The sequence below is a fragment of the Cyanobium sp. Alchichica 3B3-8F6 genome (genome assembly GCF_024346435.1).
GTDB lineage: Bacteria > Cyanobacteriota > Cyanobacteriia > PCC-6307 > Cyanobiaceae > Cyanobium_A.
Genome location: NZ_JAGQCZ010000002.1, coordinates 1 through 23,806, shown reverse-complemented (window position 1 = coordinate 23,806; position 23,806 = coordinate 1). Strand labels below are relative to the sequence as shown.

The 23,806-nt window shown below is 67.2% G+C and carries 29 protein-coding genes and 1 pseudogene; 17 read left to right on the top strand and 13 right to left on the bottom strand.

Annotated features, from left to right (window positions below; all coding sequences use genetic code 11):
- Positions 1-11: 11 nt before the first annotated feature.
- The 3 genes from KBY65_RS01895 to KBY65_RS01885 are packed head-to-tail and all read right to left on the bottom strand — an operon-like array spanning position 12 to position 1,795.
- The gene (locus tag KBY65_RS01895) at positions 12-929 is read right to left on the bottom strand and encodes an SMP-30/gluconolactonase/LRE family protein (protein ID WP_233128639.1); all 918 of its coding nucleotides are present in this window, start codon (positions 927-929) and stop codon (positions 12-14) included.
- Complete coding sequence (locus KBY65_RS01890; RefSeq protein WP_094561027.1) at positions 926-1,381, bottom strand: hypothetical protein; 456 nt, start codon at positions 1,379-1,381, stop codon at positions 926-928. Before KBY65_RS01890 ends, KBY65_RS01895 begins: the two co-directional genes overlap by 4 nt.
- Before the next feature lie 12 nt (positions 1,382-1,393).
- Positions 1,394-1,795: a Rid family detoxifying hydrolase gene (locus KBY65_RS01885; protein WP_255000338.1), complete on the bottom strand. Its 402-nt coding sequence runs from the start codon at positions 1,793-1,795 to the stop codon at positions 1,394-1,396.
- A 132-nt stretch (positions 1,796-1,927) separates the two neighbouring features.
- Here KBY65_RS01885 and KBY65_RS01880 point away from each other — a divergent pair, with 132 nt between their 5' ends.
- Genes KBY65_RS01880 through KBY65_RS01870 form a run of 3 tightly spaced genes read left to right on the top strand, consistent with a single transcriptional unit; the run spans position 1,928 to position 4,277 of the window.
- Positions 1,928-2,743: an SDR family NAD(P)-dependent oxidoreductase gene (locus tag KBY65_RS01880; RefSeq protein ID WP_094561031.1), complete on the top strand. Its 816-nt coding sequence runs from the start codon at positions 1,928-1,930 to the stop codon at positions 2,741-2,743.
- Between the two features lie 26 nt (positions 2,744-2,769).
- Positions 2,770-3,480, top strand: coding sequence for a hypothetical protein (locus tag KBY65_RS01875; protein WP_094561033.1), 711 nt, complete (start codon positions 2,770-2,772; stop codon positions 3,478-3,480).
- Positions 3,480-4,277, top strand: coding sequence for a potassium channel family protein (locus KBY65_RS01870; protein ID WP_255000337.1), 798 nt, complete (start codon positions 3,480-3,482; stop codon positions 4,275-4,277). Before KBY65_RS01875 ends, KBY65_RS01870 begins: the two co-directional genes overlap by 1 nt.
- On the opposite strand, the gene KBY65_RS01865 is transcribed toward KBY65_RS01870, so the two are convergent.
- Complete coding sequence (locus KBY65_RS01865) at positions 4,210-5,580, bottom strand: NAD(P)/FAD-dependent oxidoreductase (RefSeq protein WP_094561081.1); 1,371 nt, start codon at positions 5,578-5,580, stop codon at positions 4,210-4,212. The two genes, KBY65_RS01870 and KBY65_RS01865, sit on opposite strands and share 68 nt — an antisense overlap.
- Positions 5,581-5,660: 80 nt before the next feature.
- On the opposite strand from KBY65_RS01865, the gene KBY65_RS01860 reads away from it, so the two are divergent.
- Positions 5,661-5,915, top strand: a complete 255-nt coding sequence (locus KBY65_RS01860) for a Nif11-like leader peptide family natural product precursor (RefSeq protein ID WP_254987714.1) — start codon at positions 5,661-5,663, stop codon at positions 5,913-5,915.
- A 24-nt stretch (positions 5,916-5,939) separates the two neighbouring features.
- Here the strand turns inward: KBY65_RS01860 and KBY65_RS01855 are convergent, their stop codons facing one another.
- Genes KBY65_RS01855 through KBY65_RS01835 form a run of 5 tightly spaced genes read right to left on the bottom strand, consistent with a single transcriptional unit; the run spans position 5,940 to position 10,608 of the window.
- Positions 5,940-6,659, bottom strand: coding sequence for an ABC transporter ATP-binding protein (locus KBY65_RS01855; RefSeq protein WP_094561039.1), 720 nt, complete (start codon positions 6,657-6,659; stop codon positions 5,940-5,942).
- Entirely contained in the window at positions 6,656-7,435 is a 780-nt protein-coding gene (locus KBY65_RS01850) for an ABC transporter ATP-binding protein (RefSeq protein WP_255000336.1), read from the bottom strand. Before KBY65_RS01850 ends, KBY65_RS01855 begins: the two co-directional genes overlap by 4 nt.
- On the bottom strand, positions 7,432-8,346 hold the full coding sequence (locus tag KBY65_RS01845; RefSeq protein ID WP_233128640.1) for a branched-chain amino acid ABC transporter permease: 915 nt from the start codon (positions 8,344-8,346) through the stop codon (positions 7,432-7,434). The genes KBY65_RS01850 and KBY65_RS01845 overlap by 4 nt, the downstream gene beginning before the upstream one ends.
- A gap of 13 nt (positions 8,347-8,359) precedes the next feature.
- A complete protein-coding gene (locus KBY65_RS01840; protein WP_255000335.1) occupies positions 8,360-9,301 on the bottom strand; it encodes a branched-chain amino acid ABC transporter permease in 942 nt (313 codons plus the stop codon).
- On the bottom strand, positions 9,298-10,608 hold the full coding sequence (locus KBY65_RS01835) for an ABC transporter substrate-binding protein (protein WP_255000334.1): 1,311 nt from the start codon (positions 10,606-10,608) through the stop codon (positions 9,298-9,300). The genes KBY65_RS01840 and KBY65_RS01835 overlap by 4 nt, the downstream gene beginning before the upstream one ends.
- 103 nt (positions 10,609-10,711) lie before the next feature.
- Here KBY65_RS01835 and KBY65_RS01830 point away from each other — a divergent pair, with 103 nt between their 5' ends.
- Complete coding sequence (locus KBY65_RS01830) at positions 10,712-10,972, top strand: type II toxin-antitoxin system Phd/YefM family antitoxin (protein ID WP_255000333.1); 261 nt, start codon at positions 10,712-10,714, stop codon at positions 10,970-10,972.
- Positions 10,972-11,364, top strand: a complete 393-nt coding sequence (locus KBY65_RS01825; RefSeq protein WP_255000332.1) for a type II toxin-antitoxin system VapC family toxin — start codon at positions 10,972-10,974, stop codon at positions 11,362-11,364. Before KBY65_RS01830 ends, KBY65_RS01825 begins: the two co-directional genes overlap by 1 nt.
- Here KBY65_RS01825 and hemL read toward each other — a convergent pair whose 3' ends face one another.
- The gene (hemL, locus tag KBY65_RS01820; RefSeq protein WP_255000331.1) at positions 11,365-12,681 is read right to left on the bottom strand and encodes a glutamate-1-semialdehyde 2,1-aminomutase; all 1,317 of its coding nucleotides are present in this window, start codon (positions 12,679-12,681) and stop codon (positions 11,365-11,367) included. It lies immediately after the preceding gene.
- A gap of 141 nt (positions 12,682-12,822) precedes the next feature.
- Here hemL and KBY65_RS01815 point away from each other — a divergent pair, with 141 nt between their 5' ends.
- Positions 12,823-14,235 carry an FAD-linked oxidase C-terminal domain-containing protein gene (locus KBY65_RS01815; RefSeq protein ID WP_369802045.1) on the top strand — a complete coding sequence of 471 codons (1,413 nt, stop codon included), beginning with the start codon at positions 12,823-12,825 and terminating at the stop codon, positions 14,233-14,235.
- A gap of 12 nt (positions 14,236-14,247) precedes the next feature.
- Here KBY65_RS01815 and xth read toward each other — a convergent pair whose 3' ends face one another.
- A complete protein-coding gene (gene xth, locus KBY65_RS01810) occupies positions 14,248-15,114 on the bottom strand; it encodes an exodeoxyribonuclease III (protein ID WP_255000329.1) in 867 nt (288 codons plus the stop codon).
- A gap of 135 nt (positions 15,115-15,249) precedes the next feature.
- Between xth and KBY65_RS01805 the strand changes: the two genes are divergently transcribed.
- On the top strand, positions 15,250-15,540 hold the full coding sequence (locus KBY65_RS01805; RefSeq protein ID WP_233128642.1) for a hypothetical protein: 291 nt from the start codon (positions 15,250-15,252) through the stop codon (positions 15,538-15,540).
- On the opposite strand, the gene KBY65_RS01800 is transcribed toward KBY65_RS01805, so the two are convergent.
- Positions 15,470-16,309, bottom strand: a complete 840-nt coding sequence (locus tag KBY65_RS01800; RefSeq protein ID WP_143592893.1) for a hypothetical protein — start codon at positions 16,307-16,309, stop codon at positions 15,470-15,472. The two genes, KBY65_RS01805 and KBY65_RS01800, sit on opposite strands and share 71 nt — an antisense overlap.
- A 71-nt stretch (positions 16,310-16,380) precedes the next feature.
- Between KBY65_RS01800 and KBY65_RS01795 the strand changes: the two genes are divergently transcribed.
- The 4 genes from KBY65_RS01795 to KBY65_RS01780 are packed head-to-tail and all read left to right on the top strand — an operon-like array spanning position 16,381 to position 20,093.
- The gene (locus tag KBY65_RS01795) at positions 16,381-17,145 is read left to right on the top strand and encodes a hypothetical protein (protein WP_254987707.1); all 765 of its coding nucleotides are present in this window, start codon (positions 16,381-16,383) and stop codon (positions 17,143-17,145) included.
- A 51-nt stretch (positions 17,146-17,196) separates the two neighbouring features.
- Entirely contained in the window at positions 17,197-17,841 is a 645-nt protein-coding gene (locus tag KBY65_RS01790) for a hypothetical protein (RefSeq protein ID WP_094561083.1), read from the top strand.
- Positions 17,842-19,068 carry a LarC family nickel insertion protein gene (locus tag KBY65_RS01785; protein ID WP_094561059.1) on the top strand — a complete coding sequence of 409 codons (1,227 nt, stop codon included), beginning with the start codon at positions 17,842-17,844 and terminating at the stop codon, positions 19,066-19,068.
- Positions 19,068-20,093, top strand: a complete 1,026-nt coding sequence (locus KBY65_RS01780) for a lysylphosphatidylglycerol synthase domain-containing protein (RefSeq protein ID WP_255000328.1) — start codon at positions 19,068-19,070, stop codon at positions 20,091-20,093. Before KBY65_RS01785 ends, KBY65_RS01780 begins: the two co-directional genes overlap by 1 nt.
- Here the strand turns inward: KBY65_RS01780 and KBY65_RS01775 are convergent.
- Positions 20,076-21,122 carry a methyltransferase domain-containing protein gene (locus KBY65_RS01775; protein WP_255000327.1) on the bottom strand — a complete coding sequence of 349 codons (1,047 nt, stop codon included), beginning with the start codon at positions 21,120-21,122 and terminating at the stop codon, positions 20,076-20,078. The two genes, KBY65_RS01780 and KBY65_RS01775, sit on opposite strands and share 18 nt — an antisense overlap.
- Before the next feature lie 154 nt (positions 21,123-21,276).
- Between KBY65_RS01775 and KBY65_RS01770 the strand changes: the two genes are divergently transcribed.
- The 5 genes and pseudogenes from KBY65_RS01770 to KBY65_RS01750 form a co-directional block, all read left to right on the top strand.
- The gene (locus KBY65_RS01770) at positions 21,277-21,717 is read left to right on the top strand and encodes a Fur family transcriptional regulator (protein ID WP_254987703.1); all 441 of its coding nucleotides are present in this window, start codon (positions 21,277-21,279) and stop codon (positions 21,715-21,717) included.
- A gap of 182 nt (positions 21,718-21,899) precedes the next feature.
- Complete coding sequence (locus KBY65_RS01765) at positions 21,900-22,280, top strand: YidH family protein (RefSeq protein WP_094561065.1); 381 nt, start codon at positions 21,900-21,902, stop codon at positions 22,278-22,280.
- Between the two features lie 48 nt (positions 22,281-22,328).
- Positions 22,329-23,189, top strand: a complete 861-nt coding sequence (locus KBY65_RS01760; protein ID WP_255000326.1) for a bile acid:sodium symporter family protein — start codon at positions 22,329-22,331, stop codon at positions 23,187-23,189.
- A gap of 172 nt (positions 23,190-23,361) precedes the next feature.
- Positions 23,362-23,637: a sulfatase-like hydrolase/transferase gene (locus KBY65_RS01755; protein ID WP_255000325.1), complete on the top strand. Its 276-nt coding sequence runs from the start codon at positions 23,362-23,364 to the stop codon at positions 23,635-23,637.
- A 1-nt stretch (position 23,638) separates the two neighbouring features.
- Positions 23,639-23,806, top strand: a pseudogene (locus KBY65_RS01750) (IS5/IS1182 family transposase); the annotation flags it as partial.

Sequence of the window (23,806 nt, the reverse complement as noted above, 5' to 3'; positions counted from 1 at the left end):
GGGGAAGAACGTCAGGGCGCCTGGGCGCCACGGGTATTGGTGAACAGGGCGTAGATCGCCTTGGAGGCGCACAGGAACAGGCGGCTGTGGTGCCGATCGCCGAAGCAGAGGTTGGAGACCCGGTGGGGTACCAACACCTTGCCCAGCAGGGTGCCATCTGGGGCGATGCAGTGCACCCCGTCGGCGGCACCGCACCAGAGGTTGCCGTGTTCGTCGACGCGGAAACCGTCGGCCCAGCCAGGGGTGACCTTGTGGAAGATCTCCCCACCAGAGAGGCTGCGGCCGTCTGCAGCTACATCAAAAACCCGGATGTACTGCCGCGGTTCGGCGACGCCAGCGGCGCCCGATTCAGCCACGTACAACTTGCGCTCATCCGGCGAGAAGGCGAGGCCATTGGGGCCATCGAAGTCGCTGGCCATCACGGTGACTGCACCGGTGCTGGGATCGAGGCGGTAGAGGGCGGGTGGTTGCTCCGACGGTTGGCGACCGCCTTCGTAGTCGTTGAGCAGCCCATAGAGGGGATCGCTGAACCAGATCGAACCGTCGCGCTTCACGACGACATCGTTGGGGGCGTTGAGGCGCTTGCCATGGGCCTGGTTGGCCAGCATGGTGACCGTGCCATCGGTCTCCAGGCGCGTGAGGCAGCGGCTGGCGTGGTGGCAGGTGATCAGGCGGCCCTGGCGATCACGGATCTGACCGTTGCCGTAATCGGAGGGTTCCCGAAACACGCTCACCCCGTGCTCGGGGCTCCAGCGCATGGTGCGGTTGTTGGGGATGTCACTGAACAGGAGACAGTTGTGGTCGCCGAACCACACCGGGCCCTCCACCCAGCGAAAGCCGTCGGCCAGCAACTCCAGATCGGCGTTGAACAGCACCAGCGCGTCGAAGCGCCGATCGAAGCTCACCGTGCATTCAGAGGGTTGGCTCACGCGAAATAGCCGGGCCGCACCCCGGTCCATAGGTTGTCGTTGCGCTGAATGATCAGCTGCAGACAGGGTTCATCGCCCACCTGGGCCGAGAGATGACCCTTGGCTCCCGAAGCGATGGCGATGCATTGCTGGTCGCCGCCGAAGGAGAACTCCCCGGGGCCGAACACCTGCTTCTGGCCATCCATGCTTTCCACCGACCAGCTGCCGCGCAACACGTAGATCCACTTGGGGATGTGGTTTTCGTGCCAGTCGGCAGTCCAGCCCACCGGCAGCAGGGTGAGAAAGGCATTGCCTTCCTTGATCAGGTCCAGGCTCCACTGGGGGGAGTCATTCGGACCCAGCACCCCCAGGGTGTACGGAGCCATGGTGCAGAGGGTCTGCCGGCTGATGCCGTTGTCGTCGGTCCAGAGGTGCCAGTAGGGCAGCGAGGCTGGCTGGTTGGGATCCGGCATGGGAGGTGACGATCAGTCTTTGATGGCGATGGCGGAGATTTCCAGCTGGATGCCCAGCACCAGGGCTGACACCTCCACCACGGCCCGCGACGGGTAGGCCTGGGGGTCGGTGAAGAACTCCTGCCAGACGGCATCCACGGTGTCGAGCGTGTCGATGTCGGTGAGGTAGACGACGGCACTCACCACATCTCCGGCCGAGAACCCCGCCTCCTCCAGCACCGCCATCATGTTGCGCATCACCTGCCGGGCTTCCAGGGTGATGTCGCCGTCGCCAACCTTGTTGCTGGTGAGCGGATCCACCGGCAACTGACCGGTGATGAACAACGTGTTGCCCACCTGGAATCCCTGGCTGTAGGAGGCCACAGGCTTCGGGAATCGATCACTGTGAATCGCCCTGCGAGCAAGCGGGGTCATGGTGAGCGGTCGGTGTGCCATTCACCGTAGTGAAGGCGCTCCTTCTGTCACCCACTTGTGATGGACGTGTTTCAGCCTGCGGCGCGAGCGCGCCGAGCTGCTTACCCTGCAACCATTCCACCGATTCCTTCCATGACTGCCAGCTCCAGCACCAATCCCCTGGCTGGCCAGAGCCTCTCCACTTTCCTGCAGGGCAAGGTGGCCATCGTGACCGGTGGCAACAGCGGCATCGGCAAGGCGATCGTGGAAAACCTGGCTGAACTCGGCGCCAAGGTGGTGATCGACTACCGCTCCCATCCAGAGGCGACAGAGGGGCTGGAGCGCGAAATCGGCAGCTATGGGGGCAGCAGCTTTGGCGTTCAGGCTGATGTGTCGAACCTGGATGATTTGCAGCGGCTGGTGCAGGCGGCAGTCGACAAATACGGCCGCCTCGATGTGATGGTGAACAATGCCGGCGTCGAGACCCGCACCTCGATCCTCAACACCACACCCGATGATTTCGACAAGGTACTTAACGTCAATTTGCGTGGTGTCTTCTTTGCCTGTCAGTACGCCGCCAAGCAGATGATTGCCCAAGGCGGCGGCGGCCGGATCATCAACATCTCCTCGGTGCACGAGGACTGGCCCATGCCGGAGAACACTCCTTATTGCTGTGCCAAGGGAGGGGTGCGCATGCTGACGCGTACCGCCGCGCTGGAACTGGCTTCCCATGGCATCACGATGGTGAATGTGGGCCCCGGCGCCGTGGCCACGCCGATCAACGACTCCACCATGAACAATCCGGAGTTGCTGGCCAAGCTCGATGCGGCCATTCCCTTGGGGCGGATGGCCCAGCCCGAGGAGATCGCTCGGGTGGTGGGTTTCCTGGCCAGCGATGCCGCCAGCTACATCACGGCCACCACGATCTTCGCCGACGGCGGCATCATGCAGAGCAGCCCGGGTCTGTGAGCTGCCGCTGAACCGGAGAGGTCAGGATGCGCCTGACACGAGCCGACATCTCGCGACTGCGCAACCGGCATCGGGGCTATCTGATCACCCTGGCGGTGGAGGTGGCCCTGCTGCTGCTGTTGCCACTGGCGCAGGTTCATCTCTGGCTGCTGTCAGCGATGTTGATCGTGCTGGCGTTGGTGTTGATGGTGTTTGTGAGCCGTTATTCACCGCTGCGCCAAACCCGTCCGCTGATCTATGGCCTCGGTGGACTGGCGATCGCTCTTGAAGTGGTCTGGCATGTCGCCCTGAATGGGATGCCGCTGCTGGGCCGTGCGTTCACCATCCCCCACGTCATCGTGTGGCTGGTCTTTCTGTTGCTTGCGGTGATCCGCAAGGTCAAGACCCTGATCCGCGAGCCGTTTGTGACGGTGTCGGTGGTGATGGGGGCAGCATCGGGCTATCTGCTGGTGGGGCTGGCGGGGGGGCTGCTGCTCACGGCCCTGTGGGTGCTGCATCCGGCAGCGTTCGACCTCACGTCCCTGCCGCCGGTACTGCCGTCGTCGGGGGCGAACGTGGCGGTAGCCCCAGCGCTGATGGCGGCCTCCTTCACCATGCTCACCACCATCGGCACCACGGTGCTCAAGACCAGCCATGTGGCCGGTCAGGTGGTGACCACAGTGATCACCGTGGTGGGCCAGCTCTATGTGGCCATTTTGATTGGCCTGATTCTTGGACGTTTCCGCTGGAGGGCCTGATGCGGCGCCGCCACCGCTTTTATCGCCATGTGTTTGTGGTGTCCCTGCTGGTGATGGCCTCCATGCCGTTGCCCTATCCGTTCCGCCGTCTGGCGCTGTCCGGTACGGCCGTGCTGATCGGGCTGTTGGCCGTTGAATTGGGCCAGCCCGTTCGCCCACACCAAACCCGGCGCCACTGGAGCGACACCCTCTACCGCTGGAGCGGCCTGGCCGGGATTGTCTTTCAGCTCATCTGGATGGCCAGCCCCACCACCTTTGCGTTCGTTGGATTTCCGGTGTTGCTGGTGATCACGCTCTTCATCTTTTGGAGCCTCAAACGGCTGCTGATCTGCCTGGCCCAGGAAACCCGCATCGGCATGCCCGTGCTGTCGGGTGCGGTGGCGGGCTACCTGTTGCTCGGTATTAGTGGTGGGTTGCTGTTTGGCGTGATGGAAACGGTGGCGCCGGGCAGTTTTCTTAACGAGTCGCAAGGAGGGCGGGAGCTGGTGCTCAGTCAGCTGCCTCTGAATGCCGCGGGGCTGCAGGTGTGGAGCCTCGACTTCACCCGGATCCACTACTTCGCGTTCGTCAGCCTCACCACCGTTGGCTACGGCGACATCATTCCAGGCACCCCACCGGCCCAGATGGCGAGTGTGGCGCTCAGCATCTGTGGCCCGCTGTATCTGGCGATCGTGATGGGTCTGTTGATCAGCCGCTACACCCTGCAGAGTGAGGAGGAGCAGGCCCTGCTCACGGAGCGAGAGTCTGCTCCTCCAGCCCCACCTCCACGTTCAGGTGCTGATTCGGACGGCCCGTGATCAGCATCGAGGCCCGTTGACGGGTGGCGATCGCCCACAACCATTTGGTGAGCAGGGTCAATCGATTTTCATTGGCGGGCATGAACATCAGGTGGGCCAGGCCCCAGAGAATCCAGCCCGGTAGGCCGCTCACCTTGAGGCCGCGGAGGTCGGCGACGGCATGGAGTGGACCCAGCACCGCCATCGTGCCGAAATCGGTGAACGCAAACGCCTTGTGGGAGCGGCCCTGGATCTGGGCCACGATGTCGGCTGCCACCCAGCCACCCATCTGCACGGCGGGCCCGGCCATGCCGGGTAGAGGTTTGCCGTCCGCTGTGTGGCTGTAGGCGCAGAGGTCGCCGATCACCCGGATTTCCGGATGGCTCGGCACCGAGAAGTCGGGCTCCACCACCACACGGCCGCCCCGGTCGACGGTGCAACCGCTGGCATCGGCCAGCACCTGGCCCAGATGGGAGGCCCGCACGCCGGCGGTCCAGCAGATGGTGGCGGCCTCCAGGTTGCGGGGGCCATCGGCGGTGTTCACCACCACCTTGCCGGCCTCGATCGTTTGCACCCGCCCGCCCAGCAGCAGCTCCACCCCGGCCGACTGCAGGTAGCTGCCGGCGGCTGCCGACAGGCTGGGGTCCATGGCCCGCAGCACCCGGTCGCCCGGGTCCACCAGGGTGACCTTGCACAGGCGAGGATCCAGCTGCTTGAAGTCGCGGCCCAGGGCATGGGCCATCAGCTCCATCAGGGAGCCGGAGAGTTCGCAGCCCGAGGGCCCGCCCCCCACGACGACGGCCGATTGCAGAAAGGCCCGCCGGGCCGGATCGGGGGTTTGCTCGGCTTCTTCAAGGGCCAGCAGCACCCGGCGGCGGATCTCATCGGCGTGCTCGAGGATCTTCATCGGCGGCGCCGACTCGCGCCACTCGTCGTGGCCGAAGTAGCTGCTGCCGGAGCCCGCCGCCAGGATCAGGTGGTCGTAGGCCAGTTGGCGGTCGTTGAAGACAATCTGGTTCGCCTGGGTGTCGATTTCTTTGACCTCACCCAGCAGCACCTGCACATTCGGGGCCTGGCCCACCATTTGGCGCAGCGGCGAGGCCACGTCGCCCTCTGACACCAGCCCTGTGGCCACCTGGTAGAGCAGCGGCTGGAACAGGTTGAAGTTGCGCTTGTCAACCAGGGTGACCCGCACCGGTTGATTGATCAGGGCGTGGCAGGCCTTGAGCCCGGCGAAGCCGCCGCCCACGATCACCACATGGGGAAGGGTTTTCAGCCTCTGATCGGGGGGCTCGAGTTCCAGGAAGAAGCGTTCGCGGGCCATCATTCCCAAAACAGTGGCTTCAAGGTATCGATCCCGGGCCGGTTTGGCCTGCTAGAGGTGGGCTGATTGTGGACACCGACATGTCTGTTGCATCGATCCAGGCTTTTGTGGCCCGCGTGGCTGATGACGTCGCCCTGCGCGACAAGCTGCATGCCGCTGCCGGGGTTGATGACATCGTTGCCCTCGCCTCGGAGCATGGCCACGCCATCGACAAAACTGTGCTGCTGCGCGAGCACGCCAAGGCCCTGGGCAGCGCCAAGGACCATGAGCTCGCCGGGATCAACAGCTGGGGCGATGCGCTGATGCATTGCTTTGGTGTCAGCGATAACGAGTGACGACAACCTGCTTGGGCGCGACCTTTACGGCGCGCCCAGGTAGGCCGCTCTGAGGCTCGGGTTGGCCAGCAATTCGCGCGCGGGCCCCTCCAGGGTCAGCTGGCCGGCTTCGAGCACATAGCCGCGGTCGGCGATCTCCAGGGCCGCCTGGGCGTTCTGCTCCACCAGCAGCAGGGTGAGGCCGTCCTGGTGGAGTTGTGCCAGCACCTGCATCACCTCGCCCACCAGCTTGGGTGCGAGCCCCAGGCTGGGTTCATCCAGCATCAGCAGCGCGGGCCGGCCCATCAGCGCCCGGGCAATCGCCAGCATCTGCTGTTCGCCGCCGGAGAGGGCTCCGGCCAGCTGCTGGCGGCGCTCTGCCAGCCGCGGGAACAGGCCGTAGCAGCGCTCCAGGTCGGCGGCGATGCCGGCGCGATCACGGCGGAGGTAGGCGCCCAGGATCAGGTTGTCGGCCACGCTTTGACGGCCGAGCACCCGCCGGCCCTCGGGGCAGTGGCCGATGCCCAGCTTCAGCAGGCGATGGGCGGGCACCCCCGCCAGTGAAGCGCCGCGCCAGAGGATCTGCCCTGCGCTGGCCGGCACCAGGGCCGAGATGGCCAGCAGGGTAGTGCTCTTGCCGGCGCCGTTGGAGCCCAGCAGGGTCACCAGCTCGCCCTGGTGCACGGTCAGATCGATGCCGCTGAGGGCCTGCACGCTGCCGTAGCGCACGCGCAAGCCCCGCAGTTGCAGCAGCGGCGTGCTCATGAGGCACTGCCTCCAGTGCCGAGATAGGCCTCGATCACCTGGGGGTTGCGGCGCACCTCCGCGGGCGTGCCCAGGGCAATCCGCACGCCGAAATCGAGCACGGCCAGGCGGTCGCACAGGCGCATCAGCAGCGGCACGTGGTGCTCGATGATCATCACGGTGAGCTGGTGGCGCTGGCGCAGCGCGCCGATCAGCTCGCAGAGCTGGTCTTTTTCGGCGGGGTTGAGGCCGGCGGCGGGCTCATCGAGCAGCAGCAACTCGGGGCTGGTGGCGAGGGCCCGGGCCATCTCCAGCCGGCGCCGATCGCCATAGGCCAGGGTGCCCGCCTGCCGTTCGGCCAGGGCGCTGAGCCCGAGCTCCTCCAACAGCTGCCAGGCCGTGTCCAGCCGCTGGCGTTCGGCGTGCTGGTGGTTGGCACTGTTGAGCACCCCCCCGATGACGCTGCTGCGCGGGCGGCGCTGCAGGGCCACCAGCAGGTTGTCCAGCACCGAGAGGCCCTCGAACAGGCGCAGGTTCTGGAAGGTGCGGGCCAGGCCCAGGCGGTTGAGTCGATGGGGCGCTTGGCCGGTGATGGCGCCGCCGCGCCAGAGCACCGCGCCACTGCTGGGCGGTGTGACGCCCGAGATCAGATTGAACAGGGTGGTTTTGCCGGCGCCGTTGGGGCCGATCAGTCCAAAGATCTCACCGGGTTGCACGGCGAAGTTCACCCGATCGAGGGCCAGCAGGCCGCCGAAGCGGCGGCTCAGATCCATCACCTCCAGCAGTGGCTGGCTCATGGTTTGACCTCCTCGGCTGGGCTACCACCACGGCGCTCGCCCCAGCGGCCCAGCCGCTCCAGCAGCCCCGGGGTGATCAGCCCTTGGGGGGCCAGCACCGGCCCCAGCAGGATCACCAGGCCGAACAGCACCAGGCGCACATCGCCCACGGGCCGCAGCAGCTCCGGCAGGGCCGTGAGCAGCAGGCCGCCCACCACCGGGCCCAGCCAGGTGCGCGAGCCGCCCAGGATCACAAAGGCCAAGGTGGTGATGCTGGCGTCGAAGGAGCCCTGGCGGGCATTCCAGGTGTTGAGGAAGTGGGCGGCCAGGGCGCCGGTGCTGCCGGCCAGCACAGCGCTGAGCACGAAGGCGGTGAGCTTCACCCGGGTGGTGTCGATGCCCATGCAGCGGGCGGCCAGTTCGTCGTCGCGGATGGCGGCCATGGCACGGCCCAGGGGCATCCCCTCCAGCCGCTGGCAGAGCCAGCCCGCCAGCGCCAGCAGGGCCAGGGCCGGCAGCAGGTAGCCGGCGGCGGTGGCGAAGGGCTGGGGGATGGCGAAGATCCCCACCGCTCCGCCGGTGAAGGGCAGATTCAGGATCGCCACCCTCACGATCTCCACCAGGGCGATGGTGGCAATGGCCAGGTAGATCCCCTGCAGCCGCAGCACCAGCCGCCCCACCAGCAGGGCCAGCAGCCCGGCCAGCAGGCCCCCCAGCACCAGCTCCAGCAGCAACGAGGGCACCGGAAACCCGCCAGAGGCGGTGGCCCCGAGGGCGCTCCAGCGGGTGGAGAGCAGAGCCGCCAGGGTGCCGCCCACCGCATAGAAGGCTGGCGTGGCCAGCGACAGCTGCCCTGCCGCCAGCGGCAGGTACACCGAAAGGCCGAGCAGGGCGCCCAGCAGCATCTGCACCAGCAGGCCGTTGTCGATCACGGGGCGGCCCTCCTCACACCTTCTCCACCGTGCTGCGCCCCAGCAGACCGCTGGGGCGCAGCAGCAGCACCGCAAACAGAATCGCGAAGGCCAGGGCATCGCGCCAACCGGAGGCCGCACTGGGCACCAGCGCTTCTGCTAGGCCCATCAGCAGCCCGCCGGCGATCGCGCCGGGCACGCTGCCCAGCCCGCCCAGCACCAGCACCGCCAGCCCCTTGAGTCCGTAGCTGATGCCGAAGTAGGGGCCCGGCAGGCTCACGCTCACGCCGATCAGGCCGCCGCCTAGCCCCGCCAGAGCACCACTGAGAAAGAATGCCAGCCGCACCATCGCCGCGCTGGGGATGCCGAGCAGCTGGGCGGTTGTGGCGTCTTCCGCCACCGCCCGCAGGGCTCGGCCGCCCTTGCTGCGCTCCAGCCAGAGGCTGAGCACGAGCACGGCGGCGGCCGAGATCAGCAGCAGCAAGAGCTGGATTGTGCGGATTCGCGCGCCGCCGATCACCAGCACATCCGGCAGCCCGGCCAGGGCATCGGTGCTCTGGGGGAAGGCATAGCCCTCGGCCCCCATCAGCAGTTGCAGCAGGTTCACCAGCACCACGCCAGCGCCGAGGCTGGTGATCAGGGCCAGCAGGGGCTCGGCGTTGCGGCGTCGCAGCGGCGCGAAGGCCACCTGCTCCACCAGCAGGCCGATCAGGCCCGAGCCAGCCGCCGCCAGCAGCAGCGCCAACCAGAAGGGCAGCCCGCTCGGGAACCCCCAGCCCGGCAGGGCGCCGTTGACGCCGATCTTGCCGCCCATCAATAAAAACGTGAGATAGCCCCCCACGGAAAACAGGGCGCCCTGGGCGAAGTTGATCACCCCGAGCACCGAGAACACCAGCGTGTAGCCCAGGGCCACCAGGGCATACACGCCACCGCTGGCGGCGCCATTGAGCAGGAGTTGCAGCAGGGCTTCGATCACGGCTTGCTCTCCTGCCCTTGAATCTCCGTGAGTGTGCGCTCGCGCACCAGGGCAAAGCGCCCGTCGCGGCCGCCGGGGGCCATGCGCACTTCGGCCACATAAAAGCGATCCTGCAACACTTCACCCTCGGGGCTGAAGCCGATCGGGCCCAGTGGCGTGTCGTAGGTGCCGTTGAGCAGTTCGGTCATCAGGTTGGCGCGTGCCTGGCCGAGGGTCACGCCCGTGAGCCCGCCTTTGCGTGCCAGCCGTTGGATGGCTTCAAACAGCACCTGGTAGGCGGCAAAGGCCTGGGCGGTGATCTGCGGCGGCGGCCGATCGCCGTGGGCTTGTTGAAAGAGTTGCAGGAAGCGGCGGTTGATCGGCGTGTTGAGCTCGGGGCTGTAGGCCTGGGCGATCAGGATGCCGTCGCACCAGCGCTGGCAGATCGGATAGATGTTCGGCGTGTTGAGGCCGTTGCCCACCACGATTTGGCCGCGGTAGCCCAGCTCGCGCAGCTGGCGGATTAAGTTGCCGCCGGCCACCGCCTGCACTGACAGCACCACCAGCTGGGGATTCAGCGGCAGGGCTGAGGTGATTGGCGTCTGGAAGTCGTTGTCGGCCAGCTGGGTGCGCTGCACTGTCACAGGGGTGAGCCCGCGGGCGGCGAGGGCTTTCTGGAAGATGGCCACCTCGGCGGTGCTGTAGGCGTCGTCCTGGGCGTAGAACACCGCCACGCGCTTGATGCTGGGGTCGCGGCGCAGGGCCTCATCCAGCGAGAGCGGCGCGATCACCGAGCTCTGGGCCGACACGCGGCTAATGAAATGGCCGATCTCGGGGATCCCTTGGGCGGTGTTGGAGGGGGCTACCACCGGCACCCCCTGGCGCTGGGCGATTGGATCGGCCGCGAAGGCCTGCTGGGAGAGGGTGGGACCGATCAGGGCGATCACCCCCTTGCGGATCAGCAGGTTGAAGGCGGCAATGGCGCTGGGCTCATCGGAGGCACCGTCCTCTAGTTGCAGCTGCACCGGTCGCGAAGGGGCTTCAGCCTGCTGGGCCCAGCGCTCGGCCACGGCCAGACCCATGCGCTGGTCCTGGCCGTAGAGGTTGGCGTTGCCGGTGAAGGCGATGGCGGCCCCAAGCGTGAGCGGGCCCGCCGGGAGTGGCTTGGCGGCTGGATCCGCGCTGCGGCCCAGCCAGGCGAGGGCGCCGATGCCGGCGGCCAGTAGGGCTGCCAGCCTCAGGGCTCCGCGCTGGCGGCCCTCGATCGGGCCAGCGCTGGGCAGCCTGTCTTGGCGAACAGCCGTCGATGGCGGGGGGGTGGTCGTCATCAGCAGGGCATTGGTGCGGATGCTGGGCGCTGGCGTGAGCCCTGTCAACACGTCCAGACTCAGTCAGCTGGTCTAGTTTGGTCTGGTCTGGTGTTAATGGGCCATGGAAGGACGTGTCCGTGTAACGCGCACGGTGAACATGCTGGAAGCCAAAACGCAGCTCTCCCGTCTTGTGGATGGGATTGAGCGAGGGCTGGAAACGGAGGTTGTGATTGCACGCAACGGCCGCCCTGTGGCCCGGCTCACCAGCCTGGCGTCTTCGCAGCGGCCGCGACGGTTGGGCTTGGCCAAAGGGATTGTCGTGGCGCCGGCTTCGATTGATGCAGCCAACCCGCTGATCGCTGATCTGTTCGAGCAAGGCTGATGCGCGTTCTTCTTGATACGCACACCTTCCTGTGGGCCATCAGTGACGATGCTCGGCTTGGGGATGTCAGCAGGTCTCTGATCTTTGATCAGGCTGAGAAGGTGCTGCTGAGCCACATTTCACTATGGGAGATTGCGATCAAGCACGCGCTGGCTCGGGCCGATATGCCGGTATCGGCGGCTGAGGCGACCCACTGGGCAGAGGCCTCTGGTTTTGATGTGCTCCCTTTGGCACTGGAGCACATCCTGACGCTGGAGCAACTCCCACTCCATCACCGTGATCCTTTTGATCGCCTGTTGGTGGCGCAGGCGATCAGCGAGCCTTTGACCCTGCTGAGTGCTGATGCTGCGTTGGTTCCCTATGGAGCCATGCTCCTCGATGCACGGTGTTGATCACGCCACCGCCGCGAAGCACTCCCGGAAGGCTGCAATCGTGGCGTCGATGTCTTCGTCGGAGTGGGCCAGGGAGGTGAAGCCGGCCTCGAAGGCGCTGGGGGCCAGATACACGCCGCGCTCGAGCATGGCGCGGTGCAGCTTGCCGAAGCGGGCTGTGTCGGCGGCCTTGGCGTCTTCGAAGTTGTGCACCGGGCCCTCGCACAGGAAGAAGCCAAACATGGCGCTGATCGAGCCGCCGGTGATCGGCAGGCCGGCGCTGCTGGCGGCCTCGAGGATTCCGGCGATCAGACGCTTGGTGATCGCGTCGAGGCGCTCGTAGGTGCCGGGCTGCTTGAGCAGCTCCAGGGTTTTGATGCCGGCGGTCATGGCCAGGGGGTTGCCGCTCAGGGTGCCGGCCTGATACATCGGGCCGGCCGGGGCCACCATGCTCATGATGTCGGCCCGGCCGCCGTAGGCGCCCACCGGCAGGCCGCCACCGATCACCTTGCCCATCGTGGTGAGATCAGGGGTGATCCCAAACTTGGCCTGGGCGCCGCCGTAGCTGATGCGGAAGCCGGTCATCACCTCGTCGAACACCAGCAGGGCGCCGTTGTCTTTGGTGAGCTCCCGGATGCCCTCCAGGAAGCCGGGCTCTGGGGTGATGAAGCCGGCGTTGCCCACCACGGGCTCAAGGATCACGCCGGCGATCTCACCGGGGTTCTCGGCGAACAGCGTCTTGACCGCTTCGAGGTCGTTGTAGGGGGCCGTGAGGGTGCTGGCGGCGGTGGTGCGCGGCACGCCCGGCGAATCCGGCAGGCCCAGGGTGGCCACCCCGGAGCCGGCCTTCACCAGGAACATGTCGGCGTGGCCGTGGTAGCAGCCCTCGAACTTGATGATCTTTTCGCGGCCGGTGAAAGCGCGCATCAGACGCAGCACCGACATGCAGGCTTCGGTGCCGCTGTTCACGAAGCGCACCATCTCCACCGACGGCACCGCGTCGATCACCATGGCGGCAAGGGTGTTCTCCAGCTCGCAGGGGGCGCCGAAGCTGGTGCCCTTGTCGAGGGCGGCATGCAGGGCGGCGATCACCTCAGGGTGGGCATGGCCGCAGATGGCGGGCCCCCAGCTGCCGATGTAGTCGATGTAGCGGTTGCCGTCCACGTCCCAGGCGTAGGCACCCTTGACCCGGTCAAACACGATCGGCTGACCGCCCACGGAGCGGAAGGCCCGCACCGGTGAGCTCACGCCGCCTGGCATCAGCTTCTGGGCAGCACTGAAGAGTTCCTGGGACCGGGTGGTGTGATGCACAGGAGCCGAAACAGGAGCCGAGGTCAAGGCGGGATCCGCGGAGGGTGAAAACCGCCAACCATCCTGACCTAAAACCGGCCCCTGTGCTTCCTCGGTAAGTTCAGGGGGCTTGCTACGGATCTCCTGAGCGTCAACTGGCCAGAGCTGGAGCGGCACCTGCGGCGGTTGTTGCCCTCCCGTGCCGTGGTGTCGGCCCGCCAGGAGCTGCTGGCCTACGACTGCGACGGCCTCACCCTGACCCGCCACCAGCCGCGCCTGGTGGTGCTTCCGGAGACGACAGATCAGGTGGCTGCTGTGGTGCGGCTCTGCCACCAGCAGGGGGTGCCGTTTGTGGCCCGGGGCAGCGGCACCGGCCTTTCCGGCGGCGCCGTGGCTGAAACCGAGGCCCTGGTGATTGTCACCAGCCGCATGCGCCAGGTGCTGGCGCTGGATCTCGTCAACCGCCGCATCACGGTGCAGCCCGGCGTGATCAACAGCTGGGTGACGCGGGCGGTGGCCGGCGATGGCTTTTATTACGCCCCTGACCCCTCCAGCCAGGTGGCCTGCAGCATCGGCGGCAATGTGGCTGAAAATTCCGGCGGCGTGCACTGCCTCAAGTACGGCGTCACCAGCAACCACGTGCTGGAGCTGGAGGTTGTGTTGCCCGATGGCAGCGTCACCACCCTGGGCAGCGCGCTCGACGAAACCCCCGAGCTCGACCTGCGCGGTGCCTTCATCGGTAGTGAGGGCACCCTGGGTATCGCCACGGCGATCACCCTGCGGCTGCTGCGGGCTCCCCAGAGCGTGGCGGTGCTGCTCGCCGATTTCACCAGCATGGAAGCGGCAGGAGAAGCGGTGCGACTGGTCACCGCGGCAGGGATGTTGCCCGCGGGCATGGAAATGATGGATCGCCTCACGATTGAGGCGGTGAACGATTACTTCGGTGTGGATGAATACCCCCGTGATGCGGCGGCGCTGCTGCTGATCGAGCTGGACGGGCAGGAGCGGGAGGTGACGGCGGCGGTGGAGCTGGCCACCGAGCTCTGTCACCAGGCGGGGGCCCGCACCGTGCGCCAGGCCACCGATGAGCAGGAGCGGGCCCTGCTGTGGAAGGGCCGCAAGTCGGCGATCTCCGCCCTGGGGCGCCGCTTTCCCAGCTACTACCTCCAGGACGGCGTCGTACCCCGCAGCGCCCTGCCCCGGGTGCTGGCGGCAATCGAGGAGCTCAGCGCCAGCCACGGATTGCCGGTGGCCAACGTGTTCCATGCCGGCGACGGCAACCTCCACCCGCTGATCCTCTATTCGAGCCAGGAGCCCGGCATTCAGGAGCGGGTGCAGGCCCTCGGCGCCGCAATCCTGCGGCTGTGCGTGGATGCCGGCGGCAGCATCACCGGCGAGCACGGCGTGGGTGCAGACAAACGCTGCTATCTCGACTGGATGTATAGCCCCGACGACCTGGCCACCATGAAGCTGGTGCGCCTGGCCTTTGATCCGCACGGCTTGGCCAACCCCGGCAAGATCTTCCCCACTCCCCGCAGCTGCGGCGAGTCGGCACGGCGACGCAGCGCCGACGAGGCCCTGGCTCACCTGCCGGTGTTCTGAGCGCCGCCGCCGCTAGAGCGCGTTGTCGTTTTCGTTTTCGTTGTCGTTGTCGTTGTCGTCTTCGTCGCCCTCGTCGTCTTCGGGTGGCCACACCAGGTTGACCACCACCGGCGCGTGGTCGCTGGGTTGTTCGTTGCCCCGGGTGGCCTTGTGGATTACGCAGCCGGTGGCGCAGTCCATCAGCTCCTCGGAGAGGTAGATGTGGTCGATCCGCCAGCCCCGGTCCCGGTCCCAGGCGCCGGTGCGGTAGTCCCACCAGCTCCAGTGGCCGCTCTCGGGCTCGAACACCCGGAACACGTCGCTGAGCCGCTCACCCAGCGCCGCCTGCAGGGCCGTGCGCTCGGCGTCGCTGGCCATGATGCCGCCGCTGAGGCGATCGGGATCGTGAATGTCGCGGGCCTCGGGGCCGATGTTGAAGTCGCCCACCATGCAGAGCGGATCGCCCTGCTGGTCCTGTGCGTCTAGATAGCGCTGCAGGCAGGCCAGCCACTCCAGCTTGTAGGCGTATTTCTCGCTGGTGAGGGAGCTGCCGTTGGGCACATAGAGATTCAGAACCCGGATGCCGTCGATCAGGGCACTGATCACCCGTTTCTGCTCGCTCAGTCCCGGGGCCTCCTGGTCGTTGGGCAACAGGGCGTCCAAGCCGATCTGCACGTTCTCGAGGGGCAGGCGGCTGAGGATGGCGACGCCGTTGTAGGCCTTCTGGCCGCTGATTGCCGCGCTGTAGCCCAGGGCCTCGAAGGCCTGCTGGGGAAACAGCTCATCGGTCACCTTGGTTTCCTGCAGGCAGAGCACGTCGGGCCGTTCCTGCTCCAACCAGGCCAGCACCTGATCCAGGCGGGTGCGCACGGAGTTGACGTTCCAAGTGGCGATCCGCATGGGCCTGAAGAGGCGCAACTAAGATGAGTATCCGAGCAATCCGGAGAGGTGCCCACCATGCCTGCTGTGCGCTTCCCTGTTTTGATCGGCACGGTTTTGGGATTTTCCACTGCAAGCCTTTTGGGAGCCAGCGTTTTGCTGGTCACCGGAGCTGAATCCGCCCTGGCCCAGGAGAAGGGCTACGGCCAAACCATCAGCAGCCCCCAGCAGCAACGGGAGCTCGATTACGGCACCGGCCCCGCTCGGGGTGGATCGGTGCTGGATTCTGCCAATCCGATCGACCTGATGAACAAGCTGCGTCGGGCCACGGCCATGGACGACGCCACCCAGCCGGGTGATGCGGTGGATGCCGCCCTCAGGGATTTTCACTCCCAGCCGTCGCCGCCGGCGTCGGCTTCGCCGGCAGCGACGGTGAAGGGGCCTTGAGTGGCGCCAGGCCCCAGGCGGCGGCCACCTGATCCAGCTGCGGGTCGCTGGGGCCAGGCTTGCGGGCCCGGGCCAGGGCCAACGACTCCTGGGCGCCCTTGGTGTCGCCCCGTTCCTGCTGCAGCATGGCCCGCGCCAGCAGCGGGCGCTGGTCGGTCGGAAAGCTCGCCGCCAGCTTCAGCAGCAGGGATTCGGCCTGGCTGGGTTGGCTGCGCTTGTGCAGCACGTTGGCCAGCAGCAGGCCGATGGGCAGGGCCTCTGGTTTGAGTTGGGGTTTGCTGGCCCGCGTCAGGGCGGCCTCCAGCTGGCTCTGGGCCTGGGCGCCCCGCCCGGTTTCCAGCTGCAGCAGGGCCATCAATTGCAGGCCTTCGATCTGGTCGGGCCGCAGATTGAGCAGTTGCCGCACCTCCCGTTCGGCGCCGCTGCGGTCCTGTTGGTCGCGGCGTAGTTCCGCCAACAACAACCGCAGCGACCACTGCTGGGGTCGCTGATCGGCCAGCTGCTCCAGCAGCGCCGTGGCTTCCGCCTTGCGGTTGAGGGCCACCAGCAGCTCCAGCAGGCGCTGCTGCTCGGCCTCGCTGGCCTCGCCCTGGTCGAGGCGCTGCTGCAGCCCGGAAGCCTGGCGCTCCAAGCCCTGGCGGCTGGCATCGATTCCAGTGGCTCCGCTTTGCAGCTGGCCCAACCACCAGCCACCGGCGATGCACAGGGCTCCGAATCCGGCTGCGGCCGCCCCTATCCAGATGCCGGAGCGGTCAGGAGCGGGCGGCATCGGCGCAGGGGATGCGGGGATGTCCAGTCTGCCCCGCGTCCCTCGACCTAGGGCCAATTAATGTTGGGCTCATGCGCCAACACCCGATTTCTCCGGTCACCGAACCCACGCAGTACCGGGCCATTGGCGTGGTGCGTGGCGTGTACGTGCCGACCGACGCTGAGCAGCTCACCCGCGGGGTGATTCGCACTGCGGATGGCACCGAGCTTGAGGCTGTTGTGCTGGGCCGCCTGCTCACCCTGATGCGGCGCCATCTCAACCTGGAGGAACCCCATCTGTGGGTGGTGTATCCCCGCTCTCGCGAGGAGGAGGGGCTGCACCTGCAAATGGTGGGTGTCTGGGAGCCCAGCACCCTGGCTGCCGGCGAGGAGACCGAGGCGCCTGCTGAGGAGGTGGCTTCGACGAAGCCAGTCGCAACCGAGAGCGCTGCCGATGCCCTGCCGGAAGGCGACGACTACTTCTCGGTGAGGGGCGAGCTGATTTACACCCGGCCCGAAACCGGCGACCTGGTGGTGAAGGTGCGGGTGATGCCCCGCCCCGATGGCAGCAAGCCGGTGCCCTTCAAGCTGCAACTCAAGGGGGAGCTGCCCCTGGAGCACCTGCGCCACTTCGTGGCCCTCAACCTGCGCCGTCAGGGTCAGCTGCTCCAGATGGAGAGCTTTGAGGTGATCGGTCCGGTGGCCCAGCGGGGCAACCGGGGTGGCAAGGGGCGCCGCGATGGGGGCTCGGCCAACAAGGGTGGCAAAGGTGGCAAGGGGCGTCCCCCCGCGGCCAGCCAGGGTGGTGGTCACACCGGCGGGCAGCGCAACAGTGCCGTCAGCCGGCCGGCGCCCTAGGTGAACGATCGGGGCCGCCAACCACAACCCACCAGTCATGAGCAACCAGCCATGACCAAACCCCTGGCGGCTGGCCTCGCCGTGGCCCTGGTGAGTTTGGCGGCCATCCTGGGGCCGGCCCTGGGGCTGTCGCCCTGGCTGATCACCGGAGTGGTCGCCGTCGGCATGGGCGGCCTCACCCTGGATGCAGCCCGCTTCGGCGGCCGTGGCGGCCATGTGCTGGCCGAGGCCCTGCCGGGGGGGCAGGCGAGGCTGCGGCGGATTGCCATTCATGAGGCCGGCCACCTGTTGGTGGCACGGCAGGAGGCGATGCCAGTGCGGCAGGTGCTGGTGGGTTCCTTGGCTTGCCTGCGCGCCGGCCTCAACACCAGCGGCAGCACCGAGCTGGAGCCGCCGGCCCACGCCAAGTTGCCCCCTGAAGAGCTGCGCCGCTGGAGCCGGGTGCTGCAGGCGGGCATGGTGGCCGAGCAGCTGATCTATGGCCAGAGCGTTGGCGGCTCCGACGATCGCGCCCTGCTGGGCCGGCTCTGGGGCCTCTCCGGCCACGATGTGGAGTCGGCCCAACGGGAACAGCGCCGGGCCCGCCGTGAGGTGGAGCAGCACCTGCGGAGCCTCCAGGTGGAGTTGCAGGCGGAGGCCGAAGCCCTGCTGGCCCTGGCCCCGCGGCTAGGGCGCTCCCAGGCCGGAGAGGCCTGAATGACGCTGGCGCTGCTGGATGCGCCCACCGGTCTGGCCGGCAACATGCTGCTGGCGGCCCTACTGGATCTGGGGCTGCCCGAGGCGGAGATCCATCGTCCCCTGGCGGCCCTGGGCCTGGCCGAGGCCTATCGGCTGGAGCAGGAGGAGCGCCGCAGCGGAGGCCTGCGCGGTTTGCACCTGGCGGTGGTGAGCCTGGAGCCGCAGCCGCCCCATCGCCATTGGGGCGAGCTGCGCGGTCAGCTGCAGGCGGCCCCCTGGCCGGTGCCGCTGAAGCAGCGGGTGCTGGAGGTGTTTGGTTTGCTGGCGGCGGCAGAGGCGGCGGTGCATGGCCATAGCCCCGAGCAGGTGCACTTTCACGAGGTGGGAGCCCTCGATGCCCTGGTGGACGTGGTAGGCGTGTGTGCTGGCCTGCTGCACTTCGGCGTGGGAGAGCTGGTGTGCAGCCCGCCGCCGGCGGGCCACGGCGAGGTGGCTACCGCCCACGGCACCCTGCCCCTGCCGGCGCCTGCCGTGCTGGAGCTGGCCCGCTTGCGGGCGATTCCTTTGGCTTCGGCCAGGGGCTTTCCCCCCGGGGAACTCACCACCCCCACGGGCCTTGCCCTGGCGGCCTGCTGGGCCACGCGCTTTGGCCAGCCCCCGACCCATGTGCCCCGTCAGGTGGGGGTGGGGCTGGGCTCAAGGACCTTGAACCGCCCCAACCTGCTGCGGCTCAGCCTGGCCGATGGCGGCAGGTTTGATTCCAGTACCCACCAGCACCAGAGCACCCCCCAGCTTGAAACCGTGCTCCTGCAGCAGGCCCAGATCGACGACGCCACGCCCGAAGATCTCGCCTTCCTGAGCGAAGAGCTGCGTCGGGGCGGGGCTGTGGAGGTGTTCAGCCAGCCGATCGCCATGAAGAAGGGGCGGGCGGCTCAGCTGCTCACGGCCCTGGTGCCACCGGAGCGGGCTGAGGGGTTGCGGGCGGTGTGGTGGCGGCACAGCACCACCCTGGGGGTGCGGGAGCAGCTGCAGAGCCGCTGGGCGCTGCAGCGCCGCAGTCTGGAGTTGGCCACGCCCCTGGGGCCGGTGCGGGTCAAGCAGGCCCAGCTGCCCGATGGGCGCTGGCGCAGCAAAGCAGAACACGACGACCTGGTCGCCCTGGCGCGCCAGCACACACTGGGGATCGATCAGGTGCGGGCCATGGTGCAATCGGCCCTCGACTCCCTCCCCCCTCCCCAGCCTTGATGCTTCCGCCTTCGTTCCACGCTCTGGTTCAGCGCTGCCGGGGTGGGCTGGCGCGTCTGGCTGCCCGGCTGGGGGGTTGGTTGGGGGCCCTGCCACCTGTTCCCGGGGGCGTAAAGCTGTGGATCAGCTTGCTGAGCTTCGGGTTCCTGTTGGCGGCCCTGGCGGGCCACGGCCGCCAGCTGCTCCAGCTCAGCCTCGACGGCCAGGGATGGCTGTGGCTGCTGCTCGGGGTGGGCGTCAGCCTGCTGAGCCTGGCTGCCAACGGGCTGGCCCTGGGGGTGGTGCTGCGCTGGCTGGGGCAGCGCCCCCGTTGGCCAGAGCTGGTGCGCGCCTACCTCGACACCAACCTGCGCAAGTATTTGCCCGGTGGCATTTGGCACCTCACCAGCCGGGTGCAGCTGCTGCGCAGCGCTGAGGCCCCGTTGCAGGCGCCTGCCCCGGGGGGGCTGGCCCTGGCGGCGGTGCTGCTCGATCCCCTGGTGGCGGCGGTGGCGGCCTTGGCGCTGGTGGCAGCTGGCGGCTGGCAACACGGCCTGGCCCTGCTCTGTTGGCTGCCCCTGGCGCTGCTCATGCCCCGCTGGCTCAACCCGGTGCTCAGCCGCCTGGAGCGCCGTAGGGCACCGGAGCTGGGGATGGACAGCGAAACCGCCGCAGGGGCACCACCCATTCGCGCCTATCCCTGGCCCCTCCTGCTGGTGCAGCTGGGCTTTGTGCTGCTGCGCTTTGCCGGTTTCGCCTGCTGCGTGCAGGCCTTCGACCTCTCCTACAGCCTCGGCTGGGGCGGCTGGCTCGCGGGTTTCGCGGTGGCCTGGACCGCCGGACTGGTGGTGCCCGGGGCCCCCGGCGGCCTTGGGGTGTTTGAGGCGGTGCTGCTGCTGCGCCTGGGTTTTGCGATTCCTGAGGCGCCCCTGCTGGCGATCGCGATCAGCTACCGGCTGGTGGTGACGCTCGCCGATCTGTTGGCGGCGCTCACGGCCCGGCTGGATCGGCCGCGGCTGCCCCAGAGCTCAGCAACAGCTCCCTGAGGCCTGCCCGTCGCCCGTTGTGCCGAAGGGCAGGCTGCTGCCACAGCCGGGGAACAGACCGTAGTGGCGGCTGAAGTCGCCGATGAAGCTGAAGTGGGGGGCGAAGCGCGTGGCCTGCAGCATCCGGAATGTGTTGCCGCACACCGGGAACACGCGCCCGGTCTCGATGGCGTGGTGGCCATCGAGGTCGAAGCGATGGGGGTGATGGGGGATCGTGCCCCGGTAGATCACCGCTTGGCCATGGTCTTCGCAGGCATCTTCCAGCTCGGCGATGTGAAAGAGGCGATAGGTGGCCGAGAAGAAGCGGGCTTCGCCCACCAGCGGTGCCAGGGCCGGGTCGGTGATCTGGATCTCGCGATCGGCCACCAGCCGCGGGTCGATGAAGCCGGCCTCGCGGGCCAGGCGCAAAAAGTCGTTCCAGTAGAGGGCGCCGCCGAGGCATTCGCCATAGAGCATTGGATCGCGCCGCACCGCCTCCGGTAGGCGCCGATCCACGTAGACGTCGGAGAAATACATCTCGCCGCCCGGCTTGAGCAGCCGTTTGACACCCCGCAGCACCGCGGCTTTGTCGGTGGAGAGGTTGAGCACACAGTTGCTCACCACCACATCGAAACTGCCAGGCTCCAGGGGTAGCTGGTCGAGCGCTTCGATGGTGCCCTCGAGGAACGACACATTGGCGTAGCCGAATTGCTCGGCATGGAAGGCCAAGTGCTCCCGGGCCACCGCCAGTTGCTCCGCGGTCATGTCGACCCCCACCACCGAGCCGGAGGGTCCCACCAACTGGGCCAGGGCGTAGACGTCGCGGCCGGAACCACTCCCCAGGTCGAGGACGCGACAGCCCTCCAGCAGCGGCGGACAGATCAGCCCGCAGCCGTAGTAGCGGGCCAGCACATCCGGGTGGATGCGGGCCAGCAGGGGCCGTAGCCAGTCGGGCACCGCATCGGCATCGCAACAGGCGCTGGTTTTCAGGTCGGCCGTGCAGCTCAGCTCCTGGCCGTAATAGGCCTGAACGGCGGCTTGGGTGGGCATGGCGGCGCGCGACCGGTGGGAATGGTTCAGTCTGCCTGCGCCGGTTGGGGAGTGGGGAGGGCGCAGGCCCGATCGAGGGCCATCACCCGGGCCCTGCACCCCATGGCATCTCTTCGCAACTGTGTTTATTGTTGAGAAGCCTGAGGACGCTGCGTTGCCCGCCGAACCCAGCCTGCGCAACAGTCTCCACGATCGTGGCCAGCGGCTGACCCCCCAGCGCCAGCGCGTGCTGGCCCTGTTTGAGCGCATCGGTGAGGGCAGCCATCTGGGCGCCGAAGAGGTGCACCAGCGCCTGCTGCGCAGTGAGGAGCGGGTGTCTCTGGCCACCGTGTATCGCACCCTGCGGCTGCTGAGCTCGATGGGGTTGTTGCAGGAATTGGAGCTGCCCGAGGGGGGGCGTCGCTTTGAGCTCGCCAGCGATGCCCACCGCGACCATCACCACCTCGTGTGTGTGCGCTGCGGCCGCACCGAAGAGTTTGAGAACGCCGAGGTGCTCCAGGCCGGCGAACAGGCCGCTGTGCACCATCGTTTTCGCCTGCTGGAGTGTGTGCTCAATGTGCGGGCCCTCTGCCCCAGTTGTGCGGCGGAGGAATAGGTCCGCGCGTGCGCGCTGATCCGCGCGCAGCTCTTTGCAAAAGCGCCAGCGAGGCTGACGCTCTCAGGCGCCCTCCTTAGCCTGAGGGTCCTGCGTGCATCCACGGCAATGCCTGGATCGGTCAGTTGTTCTCCGCGGGCCCATCCCAGTCGCCTGCTCGGCGCCGTGGCGGAGCGGCACTGATGAACCTCACCAACGAACTGGCCAAGCAGCGCAACCGTGATGCGGCGGAGCGCACCTTGATGGCTTGGATTCGCACCTGTCTGTCGTTGATCAGTTTCGGGTTCGGTCTCGACAAGATCATTGCCGCCATTGATCGCGCCACGGCGGACAACGGCGTTCAGGTGGAACGCGGCGTGCAATTGGTGGCGGCGGCTTTCATGATCACCGGCGTGCTGTCAATGGCGGGCGCCACGGTGCAATACCGCCGGGAATTGCGCCGTCTCCAGCACGACGACTACGTCTACCGCAACAAGCCTCAGCTGGCGGCGGCCACCGCGGTTCTTATCACCCTGATCGGTGTGGTGGCACTCGTGCTGATCACGGTGCGCTCCAACAGCTGAGTCCACCCGTTTCAGCCGCTTGATTTCCACCGCTCGCGTTCTGTGTCGATGGCTCCTTCCCCGTCTGTATTGGTTCCGGCCACCCTGTTCACGATCATGTTTGCCCTGGGGGTAGGCCTGCCACTGGATGGCTTCAGCCGCTGGCAGCAGCAGCGCGGCGTGTTGCTGCGAGGTCTGCTGGGTACTTGCGTGCTGGTGCCCCTGGCGGCGGTTGCGTTGCTGCTGTGGCCGGCCACCCTGAGCCTGTCCCAGCCTGCCCGTTTTGCCATCGCCCTGATGGCGGTGAGTCCGAGTGCACCGTTACTGCTGCGCAAGGCTGGCAAGCAGGGGGGCGATCGCTCCCTGGCGGCCCTGCTTCAGGTGGGGGCCGCCCTGGTGGCGATCCTGTCGATTCCCCTGTTGGCGATCCTGATCACCCGCATCTTCGGGGTGTCCGGTTGGGCGATTGAGGCGCGCCATGTGGCAGGCCAGGTGGCGCTGGCCCAGCTGGTGCCGCTCCTGCTTGGACTGCTGCTGCGGCGCTTTGCGCCCCAGTGGGCCAGTCGCCTGGAGGCACCCCTTGATCGGATCGCCAATGTGCTGTTGCTGCTCCTGGTGCTGGTGGTGTTGGCCAAGACGGCACCGCTATTGACCACCTATGTCGGCGCCAATCTTGTGGCCCTACCCGTGATGGGGGCCTTGGTGTTGATCAGCTTGGCGTTGGGCTATGGCCTGGCCGATCGGGATCCTCAGCAGCGGGTCACCCTGGCCTTGGTGACCTCGATGCGCAATCCCGGCCTGGCGCTCCTGCTGGCTGGAACGTATGCCCCGGAGGTGCCTGCGGTAAAGCTGGGCATCCTGATGTATTTACTCATCACTGTGCTGCTCTCGATTCCGTTTTTGCATTGGCAACGGCTGCGGCAGGCCTGATCGGGCCAGACCCAATCCACCCATCGATGGCTTTGCGGTTTGCGCCGAAGTTTAGCGTTCGCGCCAATGTTTTTCTCTTTGAAATTGGGTGTGAAGAAGTGCACGAATCTGCTGCAGTCGGAAGTGCCTATCACCATCCTTCGAGGAGGTGCAGTTGCCTCCTCTCACTCCCATGCCCAACGGAAAGCCCAACATTCTCATTCTCTGGGGCGATGACATCGGCCAGAGCAACCTCAGCTGCTATAGCCACGGGCTGATGGGGTATGAGACCCCCAACATCGACCGGGTGGCCAAAGAAGGCGCCAAGTTTATCCACTACTACGCCGAGCAGAGCTGCACTGCCGGCCGATCCGCCTTCATCACCGGTCAGAGCGTGTACCGCACCGGCCTCTCTAAGAGTTTGCTGAAAAACCCAGCCCGCGTGACAATGGGCCAACTGCCCACCTGAGGTGCGAGGTCACCGGGAGCGCAGCGGCTCTCTGTTCTCCTGCGTGTCGATCGAGGAGCGGATCCCGGCCAGTCATCCACTGCGGCGGATCCGGAAACTGGCCGATCAGGCCCTCGATCGGCTCAATCCCACCTTCTGCGCGCTTTACGCCTCAGAAGGCCGGCCATCG